The following is a 24,844-nucleotide window of genomic DNA, read 5'->3' as shown; positions in this document are numbered from 1 at the left end:
CCCGCGGACTAGGATGAACAAGCGCTGACGATCGTCCACTCGCAGAAAACGCCGCTCGGAGCGAACGTGCGGCACTATGTCGAACCTCATAAGCCAAGGATGAGTGCTCCCAGCTTTCCCACTCCCATATCGACGGAAAATATCATTTCGAGGGATTGAATTGTTGCTTCCAATCAAATGTGGAGGGGCTCCACGGGTCGACCGGCACAACTCCGCATGCGTGGCCGTCCACATCCAACAGGCGACCAAAAGACTTGACCGCACGCAACACAGTCTGCGCTGACAGTATTTCGACCCCGGGAAACGACCGCTGTAGGGCTGCAATGAGTGCGTCGATTGCTCCCAACTCGTGGATTTGCATAGTCACGAACAGTTGAGCAGGCCCGCCGATGATCGCCGCGCATACGCGTGTTTCGGGCCAGCTGACCAACACCTTGCCGGCTTCGGGCAAAGAGCTGCCTCCCGGCATACGTAGAGCAAGGACCACGCTAGTCGGCCAACCCGCATCCGCGCGTGCAAAGTCTGTTCGAAAAGTGAGCAATCCCGATCGAGTGAGCCTGAGCAACCGGCGACGCGCGACCAATTCCGAGCATCCCAACCGAGATCCCAGATCTCGATAGCTCATCCTCCCGTCTTGTTGTAACGCTAGATACAATTCACGGTCGACGGTGTCGAAAGTCGAGCCCCGCCGTGGGTTGGTTCGGGTCGTTGCTTCAGCTACCTGCCGAGCTTGCACAGAGCTGATCGCACCGAGTCGCCAGAACGTGCCACTGAACAAGCGAACCACCGCAGCTGTGCGCAGGGCTCGGACACCTGAAATCGAAGGCAGAACATCGATCAGCAGTGTCGAGGTCATCGGCTGGTCCGCCGCTACGATCAGCGCGTACAAATTGAAGCGGCCGGTGGTCAGATGCACGCTGAACACCTGAGGGAGGGCGGCAAACCGTGCGGCAACCGCGTCGGCAGTACCAGGCTCGCACTCGACCTCGATCATCGAGCCTACGACAGGTAAAGCTGGACCGATCGATGACGAAACCCAAGCTCGCCCGGTATCGACCAGGTGTCGCCATCGGCGAGCTGCCGTCACCCCGGAGATACCCAGAACGCGGCTCAGTTCGTCATACTTCACACGCGGATTGACATGAACTGCGTCCAACAACGCAAGATCGATCTCATCTACGCCTGCCGCACCCATCCATGTATGTCATCACATGTCGGACTTGACGGAGTACGACGACACCCCGCCCGCGCACCAAATTGCCGAGCCGCGTTCTCGAAGCACCGAAACTGATCATCCTGCGTGAGGAGGTTTTGGATCGTGTTGAAGACGCGATAGACGAGCGCCTACTGCTCGTAAGAAGCGGATGTGGGTCACGTCGCCCGTCGTCCCGTCGAGCTTGTTGCCGCCGGGCTTTCCTCGTATCCGAGCGATCATGTCCGGTGAGAGTTCGATCCCGTCGACGCGGACGCCGTGCTGGGACAATGGAATCGCGATGCGCCCGGAGAGTAAGTTGACCGCGAAAGAGGCGAGTTCGCGTCCAACCGGGACGAGGCCGGCCATGACAACTCCGGCACCGAGCGGGTCCGGGCGCTGTCCTGGCGATGGTAGCAGCTTTTCGACTGCGGCCCAAGCGATTTCCTGCACCTGCCCAACGAGGTTTGCGAGCTTGATGATGTCCACATTCGCCAGGATCGGCGGCCAATGGTTTTCATGGTTTTCATGCCACTCCATGGGATGGTCGATACTCGAGTCGGAGCCTCTCATCGTGGCGACTGGTACGCCTCACGCTTGGAAGACGATGGAAGTACGGAACTCGACGGTTTAGCGTGGTCCGCGTAAGTATCAGCAGACGCGCACCGGACAGCGCTGGGGGTCGACGAAAAGCGATCCTGTCGAGTCCGCTGCACGAAGCCTGCGCGGTATCGAGGGGAACAACAACGATACCGCCGCAACCGCAGCGCAATTCGCGTCTCGACGATTGTGTTGGGCGTGTGCGGTGCCGCTGCCGTGATCCCAGGTTTCGTCGCCGACGCTGAGGTCGGAGCGTGGATCCTGTCCGTCGCGGTCCTCGGCGCCGCCGGGCTGAACTACGCGGTGTCCTTGTACGGAGCAGCCGTCATGGTGGCGTCGATGATCGCAGCGGCAGGCACCCCCGTGGAGGTGGGCGCGCATCCCGGGATCGGTGTCGGACAGCTCGTCGCGGTCGGTGCCATCGCGGTGGCAACGTGGATCGTCGGCACGTCACGTAGGTTGAGGTTTCCTCGCACGCCCTCTGTCGTCGCCGCACAGTTGTGTGTTCCGGTGTGCGTTGCCATGTCGGGCGGACTCGGGCATACCGCCGCGATCATCTTGGCTGTGGTTGGCACTAGCACCGTCGCCGCTCTCAGCATCGACGTGGGGACGGTGATAGCTGCACGGCGGGCATCGAAGGTTGACGGCATCAGGGATGAGGCTGTAGCAGAGGCATGTGAAGCTCTGCTGGAGTCGCTCGACGTGCTGCTCGAACGCCTCGCCAATCGCGTCGAGGCGGTGCCGGCGGCCGGAAGCACCGAATGGAAAAACCAGTGGGGCGCACGAGAGTCCGCAGATGGGATAGAGAGGCAACCGCGCGCCGGGGATGCCGTCGGCGAGCTGTTCGATGTCGACTTGCGGCACCAGGTAGTCGTCAGTTTCTCCGAGCACCAGGGTCTGCGCGGTGATCCGGGCCAACTCCGAATGTGCGGTGGGCGAGGTATTGGTTCAGCCACAGGTCACCAGCTTTCACTTCCACTCGCTCGAGAAAACTCAAGCTCTCGACGTTGCGGTGATCGGCGAGGTAGTCCGTCGAGAACAACCATGGGCAGAGAAGTTCGAACACGAGCTTGTCGGTGGCACCGTGTCGGACGACGTCCGCGTCGTTTGGTGCGGCCCCGACAGCGTCCCGAGCAGACATCACCCGGCGGTGGCAACTGTTCGTCGTCGTCCACGGATCAGGCTGGGTAGCAAATCAAGTCGGACAACGCTTCTCGATCACTTTAGGCGAGGTCATGTTGTGGACCCCGGGCGAGATGCATGAATCAGGTTCCGACGACGGAAAGCTCTTCACCATCACGCAAAGCAGCGCCCCGTTCGCCGGCCAACACGAGATCGCAGTCGACGCTACGAAGGCAATCGAAGAAGCGCCGTAACACCATGGCAGCACAACACGCAACAGAGACAGGCACGGACAGGCGTGACGTAATCGCCAAACCGCTCGACCCGTTGACCGCGTGCCAAACATGTAGCGTGATCGACCATCACTTCCGACGGTAACGCCGCGGGAACGCATCGATCGATTGGGCCCGTTGTCAGGGCTTCGGGCCGATGGCCGACGTGAAACATCCCTTCGTGATGTGGGCATGAGAAGACGGTCAGACGTTTTCCGTGTGATGATTCTTTTTGACCGCCCTGGCACGACCCCTTGTGAAATAGCCGCGGTGCTGGCGATGCTCGCAGATGAACCATTGAGAAGCAGGATTGTGGGCGCGGTATCGACTCATGCTGCACGTCCGATTTGCAGATTGAGCCAGTCGGAGATCCACTGGATCGCATTGCGGCCCGCGTTGTCGACGACGAGGGAGTTGTAATTCTGGTGCGCTCCGGAGGCGAAGAAGGACGCCGCATCGAGCCCCTCTCCTATCACGGAGGCAAGGTCGTTGGCGCCTTGTGAGCTGGCCATCGTGGTCAACGACCCAGCCAGTGCTGGAAGATCCAGATCCTGTGTCTGAGCGGTGATGGTGGTCGCGGCCGTTGAGGACTGCTTGCTGAGCAATGTCGGATCAGTCGTCGTAGCTTTGCCGGAGACAATGTTGACCGCGACGGAGGCGAGTTCGAGTCCGACTGGGACGAGGCCGGTCATGGCGGCTCCAGCCCCGAGTGGGTCGGGGAGCTGCCCTGGCGGTGGTAGCAGCTTCTCGACTGCGGCCCAGGCGATTTCCTGCACCTGACCGACGAGGTTTGCCAGTTTGATGATGTCGACGCCTCCCAGGATCGATGCGGCGACCGCCGCGACCTGTGAATACCCGGACGGATCCGGGATTGCCGACAGGACCTGTGAGACCCATTTCAGATCGATACCGGCGGCCATCTTCACCATTGACGACAACTGGTTGTTCAGATCCCCCGCGACCTTGTGGGCACCCTGCGCGTCGAGCGCGGCGACCTTCTGCGGAAGTAGGTTCAGGTTCGCCAGGATCGCAGGCATATCCAGGGATGTGAAGCCGGTGGCGAAGTTGAGGATTTGGTTAACCACTACGGTGGGTTTGAGCAAGGAAAGGACTCCGGAGGCGGATCCTAGGACGTCGCTCGGTGTCGCCAGGAGCGGGGCGATCTGGCTGTCGAGGGTGCCAGCGGTGGTCGACAGGGAGGTCAGGTCCGGAGATGCGGCCGGCAGCGTCGTGGAGCCCTTGCTGACGAGCGTGCTCGCGGTGTCGGCGATCGCGGTCACTGTCGAGAGCGCACTGCTGAGATCAGATTTGCTGGCCTTGTCCAGAACCTGGCCTGCATTGTTTTCGGCTGTCCCGGCGGGGGCTGCAGCGAGCTGCCCGTTCGCCGCAGGATTGGCGGCACCGGAGCCGAGTAATTCGGCAAGCGGGCTGATGGTGTTCGCCAGAGTTTTTGCTCTGGAGGCGATCTGTTCGAGGTCGACTGTGCCGTCCGTCTTCGATAGTTCACTGGTCAGATTGCCAGTGGCTGTGGCGAGGCTGGGAAGGTCGGCTTGGGAGAAATCCGACGCCAGCGCGGTGGCCAGGTGTGAATTGCCGTCTACCTGGCCATCACGTCCAGTACTCGCGGCGTCGGTGAGCACTGAACCCAGCGATCCGAGCAGCGGGCTTGAGCCCTTTTGGATCGAGCAGTAGAGGTCTTTCGGATCGCAGATCGACGCGACCCGGCCCGACAGCTTCCCCATGCCCTGCGGTCGCGGATCTGCGATGCCCTTTCCTGACGGCTTCGGGCCGATGACTGCTTCACCGTTCGTTCCGGAACCTGGATCGGCGAGAAGCCCGACCGCGAGGACTTGCTCTGCCTTGATGGGGCCGGAGCCGTTGCCGATTTCAGAGGCAAGATCACCTGCGATGTCCGCGCCCTGGGAATAGCCGGTGATGGTGAACTTGATGCCAGAGCATTTCGTTGCGATCTCGGAGAGAATGTTCTTCGCCCTCGCTGAACCATCAGATTTGCTGTCTGCGTAGGTTTTTCCGTTGTCGAAGGCTCGGGCCATGTACGGCAGAGTGTAGATCTGTGCCGCGCTACCGTGCTTGTCCGCGAGGCTGTCGGCGATCGGTTTGAGCATACCGACCGGGATCGAGGGATCGGCGTCTTCTGCGGTTTCCCAGGTTCCGGGGATGACCAGGTTGAAAGTCTTCGAGCATTCGTTCGATTGGGCGGACGCGATGCCCAGCGACATCAAAGCGATGGAGGCTGCGACGACTGTTGCCGTCATCAGCATGGAGACCGGACGGTGGATGGTCGAACCTATGAACGGCATGAAAACCTTTCTCTACCAGGGGACACGATGTACCTGTCCGCGCGCGGACTGGTCTGAAGCGCCCGATTTCAGGTGAGGGCCGTCATGGTGCTGGACGGATCGACTCCGCTCAACGCGCCCTGTGAAGAACTGAGCTGTGCGAGGCCGGGCGATGCTGTGTCGAGTGCGCATCCACGCTCCTGTCGGCTGAGGTGTCCAGTGGGGGCATGTCCGGTGGGCGTTCCCAGCAGCGCTGGGTAAAGATGAATGGGTGAATGCTCCAGCCGAACTGCCCGCCGACTACGCCCAGCTCCTCGATCATCTCAAGTCGCAAGTTCGGCAAGCGCGAGTTCGCGCCACCCGAATCGTCAACACCGAACTGCTCAGCCTCTATTGGGACATAGGGCACGCAATCGTGCAGCGCCAGGAGGCCGAGGGCTGGGGTTCAAAGGTGATCGACAGGCTCGCCGTCGATCTTCGATCCGCCTTTCCCGACATGCGAGGGTTGTCGCGGACCAATCTGAAGTACATGCGGCAGATGGCGAGCATCTGGGGTCGCGATGCAATTGGCCAACAACCTGTTGGCCAATTGCCGTGGGGTCATGTGACGGTATTGCTAGACAAGCTGGATAACCAGTCCGACCGCGACTGGTATGCATCGACCGCTGCTGAACACGGATGGTCGCGCAATGTGCTGCAAAATCAGATCAACAGCGGTTTACGGCGCAGGATCGGTGCGGCACCGTCGAATTTTCAGGACCATCTTCCTGCCGAGGATTCCGATCTCGCTCAACAGTTGGTACGTGACCCGTACGTCTTCGATTTTCTCGATATCACCGAACGTGTCGCGGAGCGGGAGCTGGAGTCCGCGCTGATGCGTCGGCTGGAACAGTTCCTCCTCGAACTGGGACACGGGTTCGCATTTGTTGGACGCCAGTACCATTTTGAGGTCGGTGATCAGGATTTCTATATCGACTTGCTGTTCTTCAACTGGGTGCAAGCGAGGTTCGTTGTCGTCGAGTTGAAGGTAGGCAGGTTTGAGCCGGAGTATGTCGGGAAGCTCGGCTTCTATGTTTCGTGGATCGACGACAACCTCCGCAACAAGGACATCCACGCACCGACTGTGGGAATCTTGCTCTGCGCGGGCCGCAACGACAACGTCGTCCGGTATTCACTTGCCGGGACAACTGCACCCCTCGCCGTAGCCGACTACACCTATGAGACTCTCCCCTCCCAGGTTCGCGCTCTCGTTCCTACTGACGACGAGATCGCTGCAGCTGTGGAAGCCACCGTCTCCGAACTCGACTCCCATCTGCCTGCCAGACCTGACAACTCCGACTGAGGGCGCCATTCGATTCCGAACCTGGCCGACGTATCCACTGGTGCTGAGAGATCGATATCGGTGTTCGGTCCGAGGGCCCGCGAACGAAATTCCCGGTCCTGCCAGGCGCGTCGAGAGGCAGGGCAGTTTCTACGTCCAATCGATGTGGACGGATTCGATGGAATCGAAGTGGAATCCGAAAGCGTCGCCGTACTGATCGAATCCCTTGTTTTCGGGATAGTCCATCGTGGCGTGACGTTCGAGGATGGCAACCACCCTGGCATGATCGTCGTTGGCCAAAGCCATGGCGAGTTCCCGTGTTTCGTCGAGACTGAAGGGGCTGTCGGAGTTCGCGAAGTCGAGGGTACGCACTCGGTAGTCGTAGCCCTCTTCGGAGCCGTTGCGGACGGACACGCCCCCACGGACTCGGATGGTCGCCTTTTTGGGTTGTCCGTCGGGTCGCAGAACGCCGGCGCGGTCCATGATGTCGCGTGCTTTGACGTTTTTGAGCTTCTTTTTCGCGTCGGCGCGCAGTTCGTTCGTTTCGCCGGAGCGGTAGCGAGAGACCGCTGATCGTGAACGGCCGATCTTCTTTGCGACTGCATCGATTCCGCCGAGCCGTTCGATGGCGGCTCGCCGTTGTGCGCGTTCGATGACGTCGGGGTGTGGGATTCGTCCTTGTTGGGCCCAGCGGCGCAGTGTTCGGTCGGATGGGGGTTTCCTTCCGGCGTCGACAGCTGCTTGCCGTAGGCCTTCTTTGCCGATTTCGGTACGGATCTGGCGTACGGAGACTTTGCTGGTGAGTCCGGCCAATCCCCCACTTTTGACCGATTTGGATTTTTCGATACCGCTGGACGCTGCTGTCGAGACGGATACGTTGAGGCCGTCCAAGCCGACGGTCTTTTGTGCGGGTTTGGTAGATCGTGGTTTCGGAAGATGCAGAGCCACTATATGTTTCCTTCATCTTCGTCGGTGAACGCAGCTTTGAGTGCGAGGTTGATCTCGTGGGTGTCGCGGGCGTCGGTCAGCATGACGGCCATGTCCTCGGTGAGCGGGGCGTGCTTTTCGAGAGTCATCTTCCCGAGTGCGTCACTGTCGTCTGCGATGTCGATGCCCGGGGGCAGGGGGTAGACCCAGGAGTCGGTGACCGTGCGCAGCGGCCATCGGCCGGTTTCGCGCGCGATGCGCATCGCGACGCGGCGACCTCGCCAGCGGCAGTGCGCGATGATCGCTGCTCGCCAGAGCGGTTGGTGGTGGTGCTGCATTTGTTTGGCGGTCCACATGTCGGGGTTGACCATTCGGCCGATGTAACCCTTGTAGCAGGCGCCGATGAACCGTTTCATAGCTGTGTCGCCTGTGTCGACAGCAACTTTGCGGGCTTCGCGGAGGATTTTCGCCCACTTGTCGAGAGCTCGACCTTGTTCCGAATACACCCAGGCTTCGGTGATGTCGAGGTCGTCGGGTTCTGCGCCGATTCCGCCATCTGCGATGGACGTTTGCAGTGCGTCGAGGCTGACGGTGGTGATCCAGGTCTGCACAGGTTGGTCGGCGAGCATGTGTGGGTGAGGCAACGGCAGAGCGGGTGGGAGTGCCAGCATGTCACCCGGGGGGAGGGTTACACGCCAGAGTCCGAACGGGGTTTTCGATTGCCGCGCAGCGTCGAGCGCGTTCTCGCCGCGAAGATGTCGAGGTTTTCCGTAGCCGAATTCGAGCATGCCAGCGGAAGCGAGGTACGCAGCTCGTTGGTCTATCGATACCAGTTGTGTTGCGTCGGAAAGTTCTTCGAGGTCCGGGATGCGGGTCCATCCGACTGCAGGTTCGAGATCTCCGCGGGGTTCGCCGTCCAGCGGTGGGACCGGTCCACCGACAGTGACGACGATTCCTTTACCGCTGCGGGTGCGGTCGCGTTTGATCTTGTCGACGATGGCGGCGCCGGTGCGTGCTGGGGTGGGGCCGGGTAGCACGCCGAGGTGTTGTGCGCACCAGGCGAGTCGGCGTCCCAGTTCCTGCGCAGCGGGGAGGTCGTCGTCGGGTAGGTAGGTTCCGGCGGTGGGTGATCCGAGGATCCCCATGTCCCCCACGCGATTGCCCCATCCGAAGTCTTTGTTCCAGTAGGTCCACACGTAGGGTTCGATGAAAATGTCGACCATGGACGTGAAGTTCCCGGTGGTGCGGGAGAGGTGAACAACGTGGCCGGGTTCTCCGCGGAGTTCCCATCCTGCGGTCAGCATCGGGGTCAGCGTGGCATGGAGGATCGCGGTGAGTTCTTCGGCAGCGCGGGTGCGGAGAATTTCCATATCGTCGACGTCGTCTTCGCTGCCCGGGTCGATGATCCATCCGAGCATCTCGCAGGCTTCGATTCCAACTATCCAGATCTGTGCCGGTGCGCCCAAAGGGGTTAGCGTTGCCCATCTGATGAGTTTGTCGAGTTTTTCGATGGAATCGACTGGGCCGGTGAGTGTATGGCCGGATGGTGTGTAGGTTCCAGCTGCTGTGACAATGACGGCGTGGCCGTCTGCTGACTCGCTGGCGGGAGGTAGGGCGGCGGGTTCGGTTGTGTCGAGTTCAGACGCCGGGGTGGGTTCCGGTTCCACGTCTTTGGAGCGCTTATCCGGAGGGGCGCCGATATGGTCGATGGCTGGGATCTCAGCGGCGTCGGAACTCGTTTCGAGAGAAGCGATGTCGTCAACGTCGAACAGTGAAGGCTGGTCTGGCTCGGGAATTTCGTCCGAACAGGTAGCGGATTCTGGTGTTTCGAGCTCGAATAGCGCGAACTGCTCCCCTTTCTTCAGCGCCATGCTGCATCCTTTCCGTTCACTGTCGTCCTCATTCGAGATCGAATGCGGCGCGCACGGCTATGGACAGTGATTCTTCTTGTGCTGGAAGAAGATAACCGATGACGTTGCCGAGTGCACTGACGGGAATGGTGGTGATGTGATCGCAACTGACCACCGCGTCGGCGGATAGTCCGTTCGCGGCACTGACGGACACCTCAGTGGACAGTCCTCGGATCTCGTCGGTGATGGGCGCTACCGTGACGGTCCCGAGGTGTGGACGGACCACATCTCGGGTGAGTACGAGGACCGGGCGGACTGTGTCGAGGTCGGCTTCGTGAATTGGTCGCATCAACTCAAGCCTGTTGACTGCGGATTGGCGGCGTGGTGAGCGAGAGAACTCAGGTCATGGTCGGATGTGGCGTTCGCGAGAATCTCCGCGTCACGTGCGGCAATCTGACGGCGACGCTCGCGTTCGAGAGCGCGCAACACTACCGAGGCCCGCGAGGTGGCGCGATGTTCCCTGATTTCGTCGTCGAGAAATGCCACGATCTCGTCCGGTAGTCGTATCGCGATCTGCGTGCTCATATGTCCATGGTACCGAAATGGGATTCGCTTTGGTACCACGATCGTGTGCGAGTTGAGGAACCGATCATTTCCACGGAAGGCAAGGGTCGATGAAGTACTCAGAGGCCCTAATGCGGCACACCTTCCCACGGTCCCGTCGATGGTCACGTTTTCACGTCGGCACGGCGCGGATCGCTATTGCTGAAATATTCGCCATGAAACAAAGCCCTTCGGGGATTCAACTCTCGATGCCTGGCACGTTGTCGCCCCTCTCGACGACGCGACGGCCTCGCTAGCGTCGAGGAATTAGCAGTACACCGTGTACACGGTTGGCGACGTCACCGCGAGGATTGAGTCCGGCCCCTCCCCTACCCACGATCTCGCCAGCGCGCGGACTACACATCTGAGATCAAATACGCGTTCACTAAGTCGTCAATCCGCGAAGTGAAATCTCCAGGGTCGCCGAGCACCTGTATGACTTGAATCGCGCCGATGAATCCCGCGCACAGATTCTCAGCCAGGCGCCGGGCGGCGGAGGCAGGGAGCTGTCCGTCTGCGATCGCGGTATCGACGAATCGGCTGACGAGTTCCACCCACTTGCGGAATGCGGGTCGAGCGGTATCGAGACCTGCTTCTGTGGTGAGCCTGAGGCCTGCTCGGGCCAGGGCATCGTCAGCGATAAGCGCCGCCGAACCGTTGAAGAAGGCAGCCAACTGCTCGCTCGCCGGTATTGCTGATTCGTCGGTTAATTGTCGGATTCCGCCGAGCGCGGTCAACCAGTGGTTGATGAGTTCTCGCGCGATCGCTTCCTTGGAGTCGAAGTGGAAGTACACCGCTCCTTTCGTGGAGACAGCCTCCGCGATGATGTCGTTCAACGAGGTAGCGGCATACCCATCGATCGAGAAGGAGCGTGCAGCGGCCTTGAGGATCTTTGCCTTCGTGTCGTGCGCTCGTTGTTGTCGGGGTCGTTGGCGTTGGCCGGACGGAACGATCACGTGGAGTCGGTCGTCTGGGTCAGTCAATGCGGGTTCCTTACCTGCAGTCGGTGGGGACTTCGCGGGCGCCATCCCCTCCATGATGGCGCGTTTCCTGCCCCTCGGAGACCGTGGCATTGCTGAGTTGCGGCGCAAGTCACGCTGTAGGGACGAGTTGGTCGGCGAACTGGGCGTCGGAGGCTCGCATGTCGATGAGCGGGGGGTTCTCGAAGCCGGCCACTCGGGCCGCGGTGTCGAATTTTTCGTACCGGCGCCACGACGTCGATGTTGCAACAGGAGGGTTGGATGTCTGAGCGATCATCTCCCAGGTGAGAGTTGGGTCTGCGAGCTTGCGTCGTGCGGTGTCCTTGACTGCGTCGGGTAGGTCCGATGTGGCAATGAACCATTCCAGTTCGGCGTGCGCTACCGACTCGTCGTTCGACGATTCCCGATCGACTGACGACCTCGCCTGTTCGGAGGGGCTCGGATGCGGATCGCTTTCCGGTGCGTGATGCGTTTCTACGACGCCGAGAGAGTGCTGAACTCCTTCGGCTGTTTCATTGCGCACGACGCGGCTTTGCGTAGCGACCGCGCCCACGCCTGCAGCGGCATTGTCGATCTCGATCTTGTAGTCGGAATATGCAATACCCGTTGCTTTGATCAGGATTCCCAGACCGTGTGTGAAGGCGAGTACGAGCACCGGCGGAATGATCGCGATCATGGCAGCAACGGCAGGGTCGAGAGGCGAGTAACCAATCTTCTGACCTGCCGCAACGGCCTGTTGCGCAACATTTGCAGAGTGGAACGCATGGTAGGCGTTCCCGAGGATGCTGATCGCGACCACTGCAACAGCAACGCCAATGTAGAAGTATTTGTCGCGCCGATGCATCTTCAGTTTGCTCAGAATGACGATGGCTACGGTGGATCCGAGGATTGCACTGTCAACGATGACGGGAAAGATCCATGCGAGGTTTTCGGGGATGGTTGCTTGGCGCGCGAGGTCCCGCTGGACTGCGAAGGAGAGGACAAATGCGCCGGCGGTGATCCCGATCGCGATGAAGATCGCGATGAGTAGTGCGGCGATCAGTGCTCCAAGCTGGATCCGCGCGGCGCGCAGACTAAAATCACCCATGATCGGGTTTTCCTTCCTGCAAGGGGTGTTCTCGGTCTGGAGCCTCGCTGGTTGCCGCCGGCGGGGCTCCTCTTGTTTTCGGAAGATTTCTTGTGGTGGAACTCCTGTGGTTGGTCCGCTTTTGCGTGCGGTGTGGGCTCATAGCGATTTGTGGCGGTCACATGCGAGAGGCGACTGATGTTGTCTTTGCGTGGTACTCAAAGCACATTGGCGATGTCGTGCCGACTGCCCGCCTGTTGATTCCAGAGGCATGGCGGGCGATCTGCGATTTTGCGTGACTGCAGCGGACTGCTCACGCAAATTGCTCGCCGCTTTGCGCTGCCATAGCTTTCAAGAGCTACAGAGCGGAATGTCAGCAGATTGAGGGAACATGGCATTGCAGGCCCCAGCAAGGACTCCCACTCCGGGGCGGGTTCGCCGTGCGCCTGCCACTCGAAATATTGAAGTCCGTGGAATTCTCCCCGGGTGCAAACCCATTCGGCGGGCGCTAAGCACCGCTGCGCAGGTCTTCCAACCGAAGCACAAGATGCCCCCACCCTTGCCCGTGACCGAAATTCACAATCAAGACAATCCATCATGTGCATGCACGCAGTGCATGCCGTGCACGCACAGTTTCTACAATCCTCTGGCCTTCAAATATTCATCTAGCGCAGCCTCGGTCATCGACGCCTCACTGATTTCGCGATCACCTGTCTCGTACCGCAATTTGTCGACACCGCGCCGGAGACGATCCTTGGTCGAAGGTTTGATGCGCGTGTTGTGCGTCATCGACAGCTTCTCCTCCTCATCTTTGCGGCCGCCGAGGTCCGCTGAAGGCGCCGCCGGTGCAGGTGTAGGTGCCGTAGGGGTCGCGTCTCCCCTGGGCGGACGTTCCGGGATGAGTTCAGCCGGATGGGTCTTACGAATGGCAGGTTCCCGCTTCACGCTCATGCCGGCGCTCCGATCACGATGGGCAACTCAGCGAGCAAGTCGCTGTATGCAAGTTGCAGTGTCAAGGCCTTCCCGCCCTTGAACTGGTGAATCGGAGTGCGATTCGAATGCGCATCCTGACGAGCCGCGAGTTCCGGGATCGACGTCTTGGCGACGAGAGCTCCGTAGGTCTCCCGTAACTCGCTCTCTCGGAACTCATGTTCGCCGGTGGAGCGTTTTCGACTGATCACGATCTTGTCGAACGCCAGCTTGGGATTTGCTCGTTTACGAACGGTGTCGATCGTCTCTTCGAGCTTCTGAACGCCACCGACGCTGTCGATTGTGGGCTCGGTGATGGCGACAACACCATCTGCTGCGATGAGAACCGCGAACAGCACCTTGCCCATATTGGGAGGGCAGTCGAACAGCACGGCGTCATAGGGAGAAAGGTCGAGCCCTTCGAACGCAACGTCTAGGCGAAACACCAGGTCATTCGACCCATCCGATTCGATTTTTCCGAGCTCTTCGTCCGCGGGAATGAGGTCTACGCCATCCCATGGAGTAGCGATGATCGCCTCCGCTGCAATGCCTTCCCTGGTCTGGTTCATGAGGTGGTAGGCCGTCATCATGCCCTCTTCGAGCGTGACGCCGAGGCCGCCGGTTGTATTGCCCTGCTGGTCCATGTCGACGACAAGTACTTTTCCGCCGACCGCGGTGATGGCGCTGGCAAGCCCGAGCGTGGAGGCTGTCTTGCCTACGCCACCCTTCTGGTTGCCGAGTGCGATTTTGCGTGGCTGCATTGCGGACCTTTCGTCGAGGGCATTGACGCTTGCGAGGCGTGCAGTGCGTGTGGATCACGCGCTGCATGCAATATGTGCACTGCTTGCCGTGTGCGCAATCCACGCTGTACGTGGATTGCATGCAGACTGCGCGTCACACGCGATCTGAGCACCGCATGCAGTGCATGCTGTGGCTGCTCTGCCCGCGAGACACGCACACTGTGCATTACGTGCGCGCGTAGCATAACACGCATGTGTTGCATGCCGTCCACGCCTTGCGCTCTGTGCGTGTCATGCATTTCGTGCATACATTGCGTTACGTGCACACTGTGCGGACAACGCACTCCATGCAAGCGCCGCACGTCATGCGTGCTTCGCTCGACACGCTCTTCTTGCATTCCTCGCAATACACGCTCGAATTGCGTACAACGCATTCATCGCACCGTCTGCACACCCCGCAATCTTTGCACGGCATGCCCTGCGTGCGTCAGTTGCGATGCTCTCGCAGCACGCAATCTTCGCAGTGAATGCGCACCACGCACTGCGTGCATACAACGCGTCTCACGTTGTGCGTGGATTACATGCCAGTCATGCAGAGCATGCCGCACATGCATTGCATAGTCAGCATGTTCTGCATGCACTGCATGCATTAAACGCAGTGCATGCACGCGTAAAAAAGCAGGTCAAAGCACTTGCGGGTATCGAGCGAATCAAGATAATCCGCCACGAGTATTCGACATTGGTGCTAAATTTCGACCGGCCGAGAACGGTTCGACTACCGCGATCGCCCGCCCACGAAATGTTGCAGACACCGAATCGAACCGGGAGGCAGATGGCAGCCGTGAGCTTGTCGAGGAGGTCGAACTGAAATTCCTCGGATGCCAACGGACTCAAGGCCCGAAATCAGGGAAGGATTCGACAATTTCCGGTGTGGGCAACACGGATTGTCCAGCAGTCGCGAGGGGGAATATCCAGCCATCCGTACCCAGGCCACCATTTCGAGGCCGGAGGGAACGGACTGCCACTTCAGAAACTCTCTGATGCTGCCCCGCGGAGGCATGTCAACACATGCACATGCTGCCTTTCGAAGCCAAAATACATTTAATCTCATCGGACTCCAAAGGACCGATTCCGCAAGAAGCACACAAATAAACTGCATGAGTGCACTCAAGGTGGAGTCCGGCACGCGGGGGGAGGGGGAGCAACCACACTGAAACCCCCTCATTTTTGGTGGGGGGGGGGAGGGAGACCTAAGTCCATTGAGAGTTTGCAGCTACAGCTGATTTCACTGCCAAGCGGTGTTGTCATCTGAGTCGCGAACAACATTTTTTAACATCTCAGGCACCGCGGGGCCCGTACCGAAACGAAACTTCCGCGCGAAATGCACGTCGAAGTGTGTGAATCCGGAGGTACGAGGCAAGCGACATACAGAGATCCAAATGGGGCCGAAGTTCGGTCGAGGTGTAGGCATCGAAGCGAATCAAAGCAGGCATCGACCTAACGTCACAGTGACGAAACAAGGTAAGGGAACGGGGTGGGAAAGATCAGCACTGTCAGGGCCGATTTCGCTGCTTTGAGACCAGAATTTTCGCGTGGAGGGTAATCACACGCAGCGGCGCGTAGTTCGCTAAGCCCAAACATGCATTTCCTTCGACCGAGTGGGGGGAGCGATGGAGACGTGCGTCCGGGGTCTACAAGGATCCCATGCAGGATGCCTACTCTGCCGTGTCGGCGGATATGAACGTCACAAGGTGGCCCACAGTTTCCCGCGACAGTAGTGCCGTACATGCAATGCATGCCTTGCAAAGCACGCATTGCATGTACGGCATGCGCGACCAGAATGCCTCGCAACGCATGCGTCACATGCAGTGATCGCAAGGCATTTCCTCCGCGCGAAATAGTGTTCTACCTGCGAAAATCAAATTTCACGATCGGACGCACCGCACCGAAGCATTGCGGGACGCACGACAGGTCGACGCGTCCTCAGGCGTGCGAACGCGTCGACACTGTGGGACGGCAGTCGTTCGATCACCTTCCCAGATCCTGAACCGGCACCAACGCACCGTTTTCGGCGCGACCACGCGACCCGACGGCCACTATTCACTGGTTTGGGAGGGGTCAGTTCGTCGAAAATGGTTGTCGAGCGCAGGGCTCATCCGGATACTGTCCTCCTGATTCTTAGTGCCCGATCAACTCGCCATGTGCATTCGAACCCAGGGGCAAACCTGTGGTTGTATCCAAGCCCAATCCTTCTCACCAATGATCGTCGTCCGCCATGCGCGCGATTCTGGACGTGCTTTGCAGCTTTGGATTGGGCCATGCAAGCCTCAATGCTGAAGTTTGCTCAGGTGCGCACGAATGCTGGCAAGAATCTTCGAGCGGTGGTCCGGGTCCGCTGCCATTTTCGTACGGTGTGAATGTGAGTTTTCAAGTAGTTGTTGTTCCCTCCTTCTCGCCATGTCGGCCGACCTACGCTGTTCGCTGGGTGATTCTCCGGTCCAGTCGATGCCATCGAGCCTTCGTCTGAGATACCCCAACGGCGAGCTCAGGCTGGATCTCGTCGGCCAGATCCACCCCCGGTCTGCTGTGTCTCGGGAGAGCGTCAGTGCGATGTCACGGCCGGTCCATCGCGTCGCATCGATCTTGACATCGCGGAGAAGATCGCAGATCGCCCCGATATGCCCGGGTGGTCTGAGGGCCGGCGCATGGTTGACGAGTTCAGCCGCAGTCCTTTGAAGTGCCAGAGGCCGGGGTGTGCTCCGAGAGGTGCTTCGTTTTTTTGTTGTGGACTGAGTTCGCGCGCGCACGCGTTGGTGAGTTCTTCCTAACGGAAGAACTTCCGAAGATAAAAAACCAACACTAGATAGGGTGTCAGTTCCTGTTGGCCCTGGTCGACCGGTGTGGGGCTGGTTGACTCGGCTGATGTCGTCCCTCAGAGGGCCGCGAGCGCCGCGGCGGGGTGCTCTTTCAGAGGCACGAGACGGCAGTGTCTTGGCGACCTTTCGAGGTGGTGTCGTTGCTACGACTGTTCGAGGAGATGACAGTGACCATGTCGACGCAGCGCGGTGCTGTTGACCCCCGTGGTGGGCCTCAGCAGCGAGAAATTCCAGGGATTTGAGATTTCGCCCCCGGACGTGTTCGATGCCCATTCCAAGAGCGATGAGCACTCTCCTGGCGCGGTTGACAGAGGATTCGCTGACTTTGGCCCGAGCAGCGATTGTTGATTTTGCTGCGGAGACCCCGCGGCCTGTGTGGGATTCGGCGAAATGTGCGTGAGCTTGTGCCACTGCGTAAGCCTTGTCGGGCTTGATCAGGTTGCGCGCGCACAACGCCTTGCCGGCCGGACTGGTGGTGTGATGCCGGAATTGGCGGAGCCATTCCCTGCGTGATGTCCAAACTGGAACGCGTGCTTGTTCTCTTGGTTCGACAGGTAGGGACCAAGAGCGTCCACGCTGGTCAGTGGACTCATTGAGTTGCCGTGTGGCGGCTTCGATGCGAGCGATACGTGAGAGAGCAGCGTCGACTGCCGCGTGCCATTCGTCGACTTCTGTCGATTGAGGGACAGCGGATTGGGTGCCGATGTGCGACACGCCGAAGGTTGGTGATATGGAATGAGTTGGGGTGTATTCAGGGTATGCGCTACCCTGAGACGTACCTGCCATAGGTAAGTCCCTTCCAGGGGATGCAGTACGAGCGGAGAAAGCGCTAACTTTCGAAGCTCACCTCTCGAGAATGTTCGAGAACAGATGTCGGAGAACCTGCCAGTTCTCAGTCGACGTCAAGGACCTGCCAGTCCTATTTCGCCGCGATGCGGTCCGCTCCCAATCACCCCCTTCGGGGGCCTTTGTGCTTTTCAAGAGGTCTGCGCTGTTTAGTTAGGTATCGGGGTGCTTCGCTCGCTGCCGACTAGGGGCGGCCTCCCTGTCTGCGGGTCCGCTGTACGCGCGTTGCGGCCGCGGTCATTCGAGAGGTCTGTTCGACCCGGCGGCCGCACATCGGTACCGCTATGGGTACGGTGCTGGCCTGCTCGGATGGGACATTCGGGACGCAGAAGTATGATCTGGGCGTCGCGAAAGCTGAAATGTGATCTGGACGTGCCAGAAATGACACCGCGAACACGTCCGCGGGTGTGGCGGAATTGCGTTTCTGCGATATCATCGAGTAAGCACCGCCTCTTCCTTTCGAGGTAGTGGTGGTCACCGCCTCTTCCTTCACTGGGTTAGTGGTGGTCAGGAAGCTGGGAAGCTTCCACAACCGCATAAACGGACAGCCCCCGATGCCGCCAAGCCCTGGGGGTTGTTCGCTGTCTAGGGATAGTTCATGCGCCGACCGCAAGCTGCTCGATGCGACGCAACGATCCGGCCGCTTCGACTTCGAGAAGTCGAAGCTGCTCCGGATGCAGCTTGTCGCTGATGTAGTCCGGTATATCCAGTCCGTGTGTGATGGCCAGTATGAGCACGGAGTAGTCCCCAGCAGGGATTCCGAGTTCGGCGGCCCGATCCTCGTACACCTTGTGCTGCTTGAGGGGAGCACGAGTCGCGATGTGTCCGCGAGGTCCCTTGTTGTGCTGTGCCATGAGGAAAGACTAGAACCAATCTGTAACTGATACGGGTAGGCGCGCTTGTTCGGTGTGTCGCGTGTGGTTGATGTTGCCATGGAGTTCTGTGGGATTTTGCGGCGGCCCGCGTCACAGGCCGCCGCCGGCCCATCCAGCGACGAGCTCGACGAGGTGTTTCTACGGCTTCGCCGAAGGCGGATCCTGGGTGTGTCGGCGCTTGTTCGCTCGATGGCGTCCTCATGTCGGAGTCGGTTCGAATTTTGAGGAGCTGAGAGAGACGCTTGGCTCTCATACTGTGAAATGCCGGGGTGCAATCATGTGTGATCGAACGAGGGGGAGGGGTTACGCAGCGCACTGTCGTGTGACGCGGAGAGGGGCCTGTCGACAGTGGATGGGTGAGAGGAGCGTCGGAAGGATCCGGAAAGAAACCTCGACGTGGCCTCTTGTCGAATGTGCGTCTCGAATGGGGGGAACTTTACGATCGTGTTCGCGGGCGAGTCGTGATGGGACTTCGGTTGGGGCGAGGTTGATCTGCGTGAATGCCACGGTTACTGCTCTTCATCGCAGTTACACAAAGGATTTCGTTCGACAGGTGGGGCACCAGAGTTGCATGTTGTTCGACTTCCGCTGGTGCAATGTTCGGATCGACATATCGGAAGCGAAGTGCTCCTGCGTTCGATGGGATGTTGTGCGTTTCGTCAATGTTTGTTTCTCGGTGTCAAAGACTCCATAACGCCAAGAGTTCGCCCCGAAGCCTGAGTGAGCGAACATAGTGGTTGGGCCTCAGTTGTACGCTGGGAAACCCGACGTCGGCGAGATGCTTTTCGGCGTATGCAACAGGAAGCGGTTGTAGGTCGTTGCGAACACGGAGAAAGCAGTGAAATTGTCTGGGGGAGGAGGGTATTCGTTCCTGATTGGATATCACGACAGCGGGTGGCAGTAGCAATTCGTTATCCATGGAGATGCGGATGATTACGTCCCCGCGTGCAATGCTGCGTGGCTTTTCGATTGTGACAGTTTCGAGTCGGTATCTCGCAGTCGGATCAACCGAAAGGTCCTTCTTTGAAGGCTTTTTCACAGCTGTTGTGCGCATGTGAGGATGGCTCTCGCGGTCGCTGTCTTGCCTGATAAATACTCTGTTGATCGGAGTTGGAAGAAAGTCGTTGTCGAGGACCTGCGTTCGTCCTGCGATGCCGGGGATGGGTACGGCTCGCCCGATTGCCCATTCACGTTCAGCGTTCTCGATGAATATCTGGTCTACCGCTGTGGTTTCGTCGATATTGTTGATAAATGCGCGACTGTCGGCGACCACTTGAGGGTCATCGGAAATGATGACAGCTTCATGGGTGAATATAGAGTTTTCGGAAGCATTCGCCGAGCCGATTACAGCTCGTTGGTTCGTCGCGATGACCTTGGCGTGCAGTGCTGACGACGAGAGGATGCGAACGCCCTTGCTGAGGTAATGCGAAAGAACGACAGGTGAAGTGGCGTGGGCGCGGATCGCCGCGGTAGAAGCATTGACGACCAGAAGGTCTCCACTGCGAAGTGGAAGTAGTTCAGGTGCAAGGTGTCCAAGATAGGGGACAGCGGCATAGCGCGGGCCTCGTGTACGGATCGCGCGAGTGATGTGTGGCCACGGGTTCGGTCCGTGGAAGCTGGTCCCCATAACCTAGAACGGTAGCGCGAATCGTGCCCGATTTCTGTCGCCTGAGTGAAGCTGCCGTTGTTCTGCGTCACCTCCGAAGCAATGTACCGTCCGGATATCTGTCGTAGAGGTAGAAGTACGGTGTGGCGATCACCCCCCGCTGGGTCAGACGGCGTGATTCCCAATATTACTGCAGCGCTGTCGATTCGGCATTCGAGCCCGATACGGGGCAGTGGCAGTAATAGGGCTGGACGTGCGGGTGAAGGCGTCTGCCACCCGTCCGAACAGCGCAATGCACAGTTCACCGGGAGACTCTCCGCCGTGCGCGATCCCGCGGAGGTGAGGGTGGGCCTGGTGGATCGTGGGGGCCCCACGCACGGAGGGGGCGTGTCGGCCTGAAATCGTGGGCGCTTGACCGTGTGGATACGTGGTGACTGATGAAGATCGCTGGCGGACCGAGCGACTCGTGACAGTGCTCGAAAAAGGAACGTGCAGAGAGCTTCTCGAAGTTCCAGTGCAGGTTGGGCGGCGTGGTCTTCATGCACCAGTGGGCCCGTGCCTCGCGACGGGGAAGCCGGTTTGTTGGCTTGAATTTGAGGTTCGTCTACTGCTCTCGGGCAGTCGCTCGTTCCGAGTTCAAGTGAGGTGGTGGCTGGGAGGCGTCAGCGTGGCTTCGACGCCCCATCAGGTAAAAAGCGATAGTGGCCGGCGTGATGGTTGCGAGCGCAACGTAGGACATGGCACTGACTGGAGACGGTGCGGGGAAGAAGATTCCGTTGAGATAGATCCAGGAGGTTGCGACGGCACCGGCGCTCAGTGCTGCGATTGTCACGGCGGTGGCTGCGCGCTCGCGGAAGAGGAGCATCACGGCGCCGATGCTGATGACGACGTATGGGCTAACCCAGAAATAGACGACCAGAGTTGACACTGCGTTATAGATAGAAGGAAGTGGGCCCGTGGCGCCGATCACCAAAGTGCAAATGCCGAAGAGGCCACCGAGAATGATCAGCAGGATTGCGGAAACAGGGCTGTGGAATCGGGAGTGTATGCGTGTGAACATTTGTGGTAGAAGCTTTTCGGCTGACAGGGTGGCGACGAAGCGGGATCCGTAGTTGACGAATCCGATCAGTGCGGCGAAGGTCGCTACGGCGACAACGAGGTCCGTCATTTGTCCCATCGCGGTCGGTAAGCCCGCATTCTCGGCCAGGGCGGCGGGGGATGATGTGCCGGAAAGGATTTGGTCGGACGTCTCCGTGATTCCTGGTGCCTGTAGGAAGGTTGCGATCACGTACAAGGTTCCAAGCACGATGGGGACACTCATCACGGCGGCCGGCACATTCTTCTTCGGGTCGCGGGTCTCCGTGGCCAGGGCCGCGCTCCCCTCGAAACCGACCAGGAACGCAGTTCCGGATGCGATGCCGGCCACGATCCCGCTGACGGACGCGCCCTGAAGAGTCAGTTGTTCCTGCAGATGTAGACCAGTGTGAATCGCACTCGCCCCGGTAATGGCCAGCAACAGTGGAAGACAAATCGCGGTGAGTAGGACCGCGATTACGATCGAAACATCTAGTCCGCGACAGGTGACCGCCGCGACAATTGCTGCGGAGGCGAGGTAGATCGCGATTTGTGCAGGGCGATCGAGGCCGCCCTCGATGCCGACAGATTGCAGAAAACTACCGCTGTACGCGCCGATGACCAGCAAAATGCTTGCGACCATCGCCAGATACCCGAGGAACAACGAGGCTGCGATCAGTGACTGTGCCCATCGCCCGAATACTTCGCCGGCGTAGGAGTAGAGCGATCCGGAGGCGACATACCGGCTAGCGAAGACGGTCACTGCTCTGCCGACGCAGATGACTGTCAGCGCTGCGAGCAGAGCAGCGACCCAACCACCGAGTCCTGCGTTGAGTACCAGCAGCATTGGAAACGACGCCATGCCGACGGCAGGGATCATTGACGAGATGGCCAGCGAGGGTCAGTTGAAGGCGGCTGAGATGGCCGGATTCAAGGTTGATGGACTTCGTATCAGTCTGTGCTACAGCATTATTCGACGAGTGATTCATATGTGCGTCCTTGAATTTGTGCACTGTCGAGTGCGGGCAGGGGCTATATGCCGGGATCGGCCGCGATCGCGCGTGTGAGGATCGGGATAGCCCTCAGGAGATGGTAATGTCAGTCACATGAATCAGTCGATCGACTGAGATTAGCTTCGCCCTTGCTGTTCGTCAATGAGTTCCGGGAGTTCCGGAAAATTCCTTGAATGCAGCTGCGGGATTCGGATGATTACGGGCATGACTGTGGCCCGGCGCTGTCGATTGCAGCGCCGGGTGGGAAACGGGAAAACTCTAGTGGGGCGGGTGGATCGAATCGATGATGCCGACGATCGCGGACGAGATGGCGTCGAGTTCGGGTGCGCTCACTCCGGTCGCGCCAGTCGCGAGATTCTGCATGTAGATTCCGTCGATTGCGCCGATCGTGTAGCGGGCGAGCAGTGTGGCGTCGCTGCCGGCGATGTCGGTTGCGTGCCGAAGCTCATCGGCGAAGGCGGATATGTACGTCGTGTAGCTGGCTCCGGCGAGTTCGGCCTTGTCCGGATTGCGCAGCGCCCACAGCAGCAGCTCGTATTGGGCGATCGGGACGTCCCGATCGGTGTGGAGAAGATCTTGGAAGCGTTCGAGCAATGAACGGATGATCTCTTGACGTGTCCGGCCAGTTGTCGATACCAGGCGTGATCCCACTGTGGTGGCACGAAACATGTCGTCCACGGCGGTGTAGATCTCTCCTTTGCCGTCGAAACTGTAGTGCAACGCAGCGAGGTTGACTCCGGCTTCGTCGGCGATGCGGCGGGTGGTCGCCGCGGCCAGTCCGTCGCGAATGATGACTCGGGCGGCGGCTTTGACGATCGCAGTCCGCCGCTCGGATGCTGTCAGATACGCCATTCGCTTTACCGTTCACCTTCTCGTTGTCGTGGGACTCCAGGGGTCGAGCGTATCGATGTCACTCAGCGTGCGTGACACCCTGGTCGATCCTTGATCTGCCCGGTGCGTTCCGGGTGCGTCGTTGCCGCTCTTCGGGGTCTCTTGCAGTTTGCCTATTGACGCTAGCTCCGATCCGCCATAATCTCAGTCACATGAGTTAGTCATGTGACTGACTTCATTGCTCGACTATAGCGCTTGGCAGATCACACCAGGGCGAGAGCTGCGACATCGCGCAGAACCGCGCCTCACTGACGCGCAACCAAATCGCTTGCCCCATGCCCCGAAACTGGAGGGACCACCCCATGACCGACATCCGAGAGCGGGTGGATACAGATCCACCGCGACCCGATGAATCCCATACCCGGTGTGCGCCCGACGTCGCCGTCACGATGGAGTTCGACCCACCCCCGTTGGTACGAGCTGTCGTGACCCGCCTGCGCGTTGCTCTCGATTCCGACTCAGGCAGGAAAGCTCTCGAGGCAATGCCCCCCGAAGTCGACCTGCAGTCGACCAGTGATCCGCAAAGCGCGCGATTGACTCGAACAGCAACCGGCGTGCACGTCAGTAGCCCCGAGGGGTCGACAGTTCCTGTGGTCGGCATCAGCGTCGACGAACTGGCGATATCCGAGGACGAGCACCTGGCGGGCACTGCGAATGTTGCCGCGTTAACCCCTCTTGTCGAACCAGAGCCACCGACGCTGGACATCGCAGCGTGTGAATTCTGGGAGAAAGCTTCGGGCCTGCCGGGAATGCCCGGATTGTCGCTGGCTGCTCTCGACACGGGCGCAGCCGTGCACGTGGGGCCGACAACGGATGCGTATGAAATTCACGGCCTCGAGATAGATCTACGCCGACTGGTCGCGGGTTTCGAGCTGTTCGTCTACTCCCTGCGCGCAGGGAAGTTCTACATCAAAGGCACGAACCGACAATTGTCGGTCGTCGCGGGAGCATCAATGAAGGCGGTCCTCCATGTCTGACACGACCAACCCCGGTGAATGGATCGGCAACAATTCCGTTCGCACGATTCGCGCACAAACCGTGACGTTGGATGGCGCCTTGGTCGGAAAACATCTGTCACCCAAAAAGTTTGAGTCCGGAGCGCAATCGGGCTGGGGATTCGCCGATATCGCCCTCGCAGTCGATCTCGGGAACACCGCTCAGCTCGGGTTCGACTTCGGGGATTGGCGCGGTGAGATGCACGACGTCTTCCTTCGTCCCGACCTTACGACTCTGTCAACCGACGCATCACTACCAGGTCTCGCCACGGTGATGTGTGATCTGGTCGATCAACACGGGGCACCGCTTCCGGTGTGTTCACGATCCACGCTCGCACGTGTGGTCAAAGAGCTTGCCGAGCTTGGATTCACAGGTAAGGCGGCCGTGGAGATCGAGGCCACGGTGTTCGAAGAGTCGATCGAGCAGGCCCGCGAACAGCGTTTCACGAACCTGCATCCACTCGGTGGTACCCAGGGCGCGATCTACCTGTTGAGCAGATCGCGGGACTACACGACGCTCATGGACGCAATGGCTGACCGCATCGAACGGGCCGGAATCCCTTGGGAAGGTTGGGCAGACGAGTCCGCGCACGGCCAGATCGAAGTAAATCTCCCACCGACCGACATTCTCACCGCAGCGGACTGGTACGTACGAACGAAGCAGATCATGCGGGAAGTCGCCTACGAGCACGGTCGCACCATCACCTTCATGGCTCGGTGGTCGCC

19 protein-coding genes and 2 pseudogenes are annotated in these 24,844 nt (G+C 59.6%); 4 read left to right on the top strand and 17 right to left on the bottom strand.

What is annotated here, in order from left to right:
- Positions 1–142: 142 nt before the first annotated feature.
- The 4 genes and pseudogenes from ACFT1A_RS29420 to ACFT1A_RS29405 all read right to left on the bottom strand — a co-directional run bounded on the left by ACFT1A_RS29420 (position 143) and on the right by ACFT1A_RS29405 (position 2,933).
- On the bottom strand, positions 143–1,195 hold the full coding sequence (locus tag ACFT1A_RS29420; protein WP_378449884.1) for an Lrp/AsnC family transcriptional regulator: 1,053 nt from the start codon (positions 1,193–1,195) through the stop codon (positions 143–145).
- Between the two features lie 300 nt (positions 1,196–1,495).
- Positions 1,496–1,693 (bottom strand): annotated as a pseudogene (locus tag ACFT1A_RS29415) (cutinase); the annotation flags it as partial.
- A gap of 395 nt (positions 1,694–2,088) precedes the next feature.
- Positions 2,089–2,442: a hypothetical protein gene (locus tag ACFT1A_RS29410; RefSeq protein WP_378449883.1), complete on the bottom strand. Its 354-nt coding sequence runs from the start codon at positions 2,440–2,442 to the stop codon at positions 2,089–2,091.
- 224 nt (positions 2,443–2,666) lie between these two features.
- Positions 2,667–2,933 (bottom strand): hypothetical protein, encoded by a 267-nt coding sequence (locus ACFT1A_RS29405; RefSeq protein ID WP_378449882.1) that lies wholly within the window; start codon positions 2,931–2,933, stop codon positions 2,667–2,669.
- A gap of 94 nt (positions 2,934–3,027) precedes the next feature.
- Between ACFT1A_RS29405 and ACFT1A_RS29400 the strand changes: the two genes are divergently transcribed.
- The gene (locus tag ACFT1A_RS29400) at positions 3,028–3,168 is read left to right on the top strand and encodes a hypothetical protein (protein ID WP_378449881.1); all 141 of its coding nucleotides are present in this window, start codon (positions 3,028–3,030) and stop codon (positions 3,166–3,168) included.
- Between the two features lie 347 nt (positions 3,169–3,515).
- On the opposite strand, the gene ACFT1A_RS29395 is transcribed toward ACFT1A_RS29400, so the two are convergent.
- A complete protein-coding gene (locus ACFT1A_RS29395; RefSeq protein WP_378449880.1) occupies positions 3,516–5,507 on the bottom strand; it encodes a cutinase family protein in 1,992 nt (663 codons plus the stop codon).
- 250 nt (positions 5,508–5,757) lie between these two features.
- Between ACFT1A_RS29395 and ACFT1A_RS29390 the strand changes: the two genes are divergently transcribed.
- Positions 5,758–6,828, top strand: coding sequence for a YhcG family protein (locus ACFT1A_RS29390; protein WP_378449879.1), 1,071 nt, complete (start codon positions 5,758–5,760; stop codon positions 6,826–6,828).
- 129 nt (positions 6,829–6,957) lie between these two features.
- On the opposite strand, the gene ACFT1A_RS29385 is transcribed toward ACFT1A_RS29390, so the two are convergent.
- From ACFT1A_RS29385 to ACFT1A_RS29330, 12 genes are all read right to left on the bottom strand, one after another.
- Positions 6,958–7,755, bottom strand: coding sequence for a hypothetical protein (locus tag ACFT1A_RS29385; protein WP_378449878.1), 798 nt, complete (start codon positions 7,753–7,755; stop codon positions 6,958–6,960).
- On the bottom strand, positions 7,755–9,605 hold the full coding sequence (locus ACFT1A_RS29380) for a hypothetical protein (protein ID WP_378449877.1): 1,851 nt from the start codon (positions 9,603–9,605) through the stop codon (positions 7,755–7,757). The genes ACFT1A_RS29385 and ACFT1A_RS29380 overlap by 1 nt, the downstream gene beginning before the upstream one ends.
- A gap of 28 nt (positions 9,606–9,633) precedes the next feature.
- A complete protein-coding gene (locus ACFT1A_RS29375) occupies positions 9,634–9,933 on the bottom strand; it encodes a type II toxin-antitoxin system PemK/MazF family toxin (protein ID WP_378449876.1) in 300 nt (99 codons plus the stop codon).
- Entirely contained in the window at positions 9,933–10,169 is a 237-nt protein-coding gene (locus ACFT1A_RS29370) for a YlcI/YnfO family protein (RefSeq protein ID WP_378449875.1), read from the bottom strand. Before ACFT1A_RS29370 ends, ACFT1A_RS29375 begins: the two co-directional genes overlap by 1 nt.
- Positions 10,170–10,543: 374 nt before the next feature.
- Complete coding sequence (locus ACFT1A_RS29365; RefSeq protein WP_378449874.1) at positions 10,544–11,170, bottom strand: TetR family transcriptional regulator; 627 nt, start codon at positions 11,168–11,170, stop codon at positions 10,544–10,546.
- Between the two features lie 109 nt (positions 11,171–11,279).
- The gene (locus tag ACFT1A_RS29360; RefSeq protein WP_378449873.1) at positions 11,280–12,254 is read right to left on the bottom strand and encodes a DUF2637 domain-containing protein; all 975 of its coding nucleotides are present in this window, start codon (positions 12,252–12,254) and stop codon (positions 11,280–11,282) included.
- Between the two features lie 615 nt (positions 12,255–12,869).
- Complete coding sequence (locus ACFT1A_RS29355; RefSeq protein WP_378449872.1) at positions 12,870–13,184, bottom strand: hypothetical protein; 315 nt, start codon at positions 13,182–13,184, stop codon at positions 12,870–12,872.
- Complete coding sequence (locus ACFT1A_RS29350; protein WP_029256883.1) at positions 13,181–13,963, bottom strand: ParA family protein; 783 nt, start codon at positions 13,961–13,963, stop codon at positions 13,181–13,183. Before ACFT1A_RS29350 ends, ACFT1A_RS29355 begins: the two co-directional genes overlap by 4 nt.
- 4,297 nt (positions 13,964–18,260) lie before the next feature.
- Positions 18,261–18,518: a hypothetical protein gene (locus ACFT1A_RS29345; RefSeq protein ID WP_029256882.1), complete on the bottom strand. Its 258-nt coding sequence runs from the start codon at positions 18,516–18,518 to the stop codon at positions 18,261–18,263.
- Between the two features lie 700 nt (positions 18,519–19,218).
- Complete coding sequence (locus ACFT1A_RS29340; protein WP_378449871.1) at positions 19,219–20,166, bottom strand: phospholipase D family protein; 948 nt, start codon at positions 20,164–20,166, stop codon at positions 19,219–19,221.
- A gap of 583 nt (positions 20,167–20,749) precedes the next feature.
- The gene (locus ACFT1A_RS29335) at positions 20,750–22,081 is read right to left on the bottom strand and encodes an APC family permease (RefSeq protein WP_378449870.1); all 1,332 of its coding nucleotides are present in this window, start codon (positions 22,079–22,081) and stop codon (positions 20,750–20,752) included.
- 409 nt (positions 22,082–22,490) lie between these two features.
- Positions 22,491–23,084, bottom strand: coding sequence for a TetR/AcrR family transcriptional regulator (locus ACFT1A_RS29330; RefSeq protein WP_378449869.1), 594 nt, complete (start codon positions 23,082–23,084; stop codon positions 22,491–22,493).
- 341 nt (positions 23,085–23,425) lie between these two features.
- On the opposite strand from ACFT1A_RS29330, the gene ACFT1A_RS29325 reads away from it, so the two are divergent.
- Positions 23,426–24,100 (top strand): hypothetical protein, encoded by a 675-nt coding sequence (locus tag ACFT1A_RS29325; RefSeq protein ID WP_378449868.1) that lies wholly within the window; start codon positions 23,426–23,428, stop codon positions 24,098–24,100.
- Positions 24,093–24,844 (top strand): annotated as a pseudogene (locus ACFT1A_RS29320) (glutamine synthetase); the annotation flags it as partial. The gene ACFT1A_RS29325 and the pseudogene ACFT1A_RS29320, both read left to right, overlap by 8 nt.

Source organism: Rhodococcus sp. NPDC057135, from assembly GCF_042670865.1.
Taxonomy (GTDB): Bacteria; Actinomycetota; Actinomycetes; order Mycobacteriales; family Mycobacteriaceae; genus Rhodococcus_F.
Note: the sequence above shows the minus strand (reverse complement) of the source record. Positions and strands in the feature narration are given on the sequence as shown.

Bases quoted from the DNA above. Each gene is read 5' to 3' on its own strand.
- ACFT1A_RS29350 (WP_029256883.1), bottom strand. From the start codon at position 13,963: ATGCAGCCACGCAAAATCGCACTCGGCAACCAGAAGGGTGGCGTAGGC.
- ACFT1A_RS29420 (WP_378449884.1), bottom strand. From the start codon at position 1,195: ATGGGTGCGGCAGGCGTAGATGAGATCGATCTTGCGTTGTTGGACGCA.
- ACFT1A_RS29395 (WP_378449880.1), bottom strand. From the start codon at position 5,507: ATGCCGTTCATAGGTTCGACCATCCACCGTCCGGTCTCCATGCTGATG.
- ACFT1A_RS29370 (WP_378449875.1), bottom strand. From the start codon at position 10,169: ATGAGCACGCAGATCGCGATACGACTACCGGACGAGATCGTGGCATTT.
- ACFT1A_RS29335 (WP_378449870.1), bottom strand. From the start codon at position 22,081: ATGGCGTCGTTTCCAATGCTGCTGGTACTCAACGCAGGACTCGGTGGT.
- ACFT1A_RS29360 (WP_378449873.1), bottom strand. From the start codon at position 12,254: ATGGGTGATTTTAGTCTGCGCGCCGCGCGGATCCAGCTTGGAGCACTG.
- ACFT1A_RS29330 (WP_378449869.1), bottom strand. From the start codon at position 23,084: ATGGCGTATCTGACAGCATCCGAGCGGCGGACTGCGATCGTCAAAGCC.
- ACFT1A_RS29355 (WP_378449872.1), bottom strand. From the start codon at position 13,184: ATGAGCGTGAAGCGGGAACCTGCCATTCGTAAGACCCATCCGGCTGAA.
- ACFT1A_RS29380 (WP_378449877.1), bottom strand. From the start codon at position 9,605: ATGGCGCTGAAGAAAGGGGAGCAGTTCGCGCTATTCGAGCTCGAAACA.
- ACFT1A_RS29410 (WP_378449883.1), bottom strand. From the start codon at position 2,442: ATGCCGTCAACCTTCGATGCCCGCCGTGCAGCTATCACCGTCCCCACG.
- ACFT1A_RS29375 (WP_378449876.1), bottom strand. From the start codon at position 9,933: ATGCGACCAATTCACGAAGCCGACCTCGACACAGTCCGCCCGGTCCTC.
- ACFT1A_RS29400 (WP_378449881.1), top strand. From the start codon at position 3,028: ATGTTGTGGACCCCGGGCGAGATGCATGAATCAGGTTCCGACGACGGA.
- ACFT1A_RS29345 (WP_029256882.1), bottom strand. From the start codon at position 18,518: ATGGCACAGCACAACAAGGGACCTCGCGGACACATCGCGACTCGTGCT.
- ACFT1A_RS29405 (WP_378449882.1), bottom strand. From the start codon at position 2,933: ATGTCTGCTCGGGACGCTGTCGGGGCCGCACCAAACGACGCGGACGTC.
- ACFT1A_RS29325 (WP_378449868.1), top strand. From the start codon at position 23,426: ATGACCGACATCCGAGAGCGGGTGGATACAGATCCACCGCGACCCGAT.
- ACFT1A_RS29340 (WP_378449871.1), bottom strand. From the start codon at position 20,166: ATGGGGACCAGCTTCCACGGACCGAACCCGTGGCCACACATCACTCGC.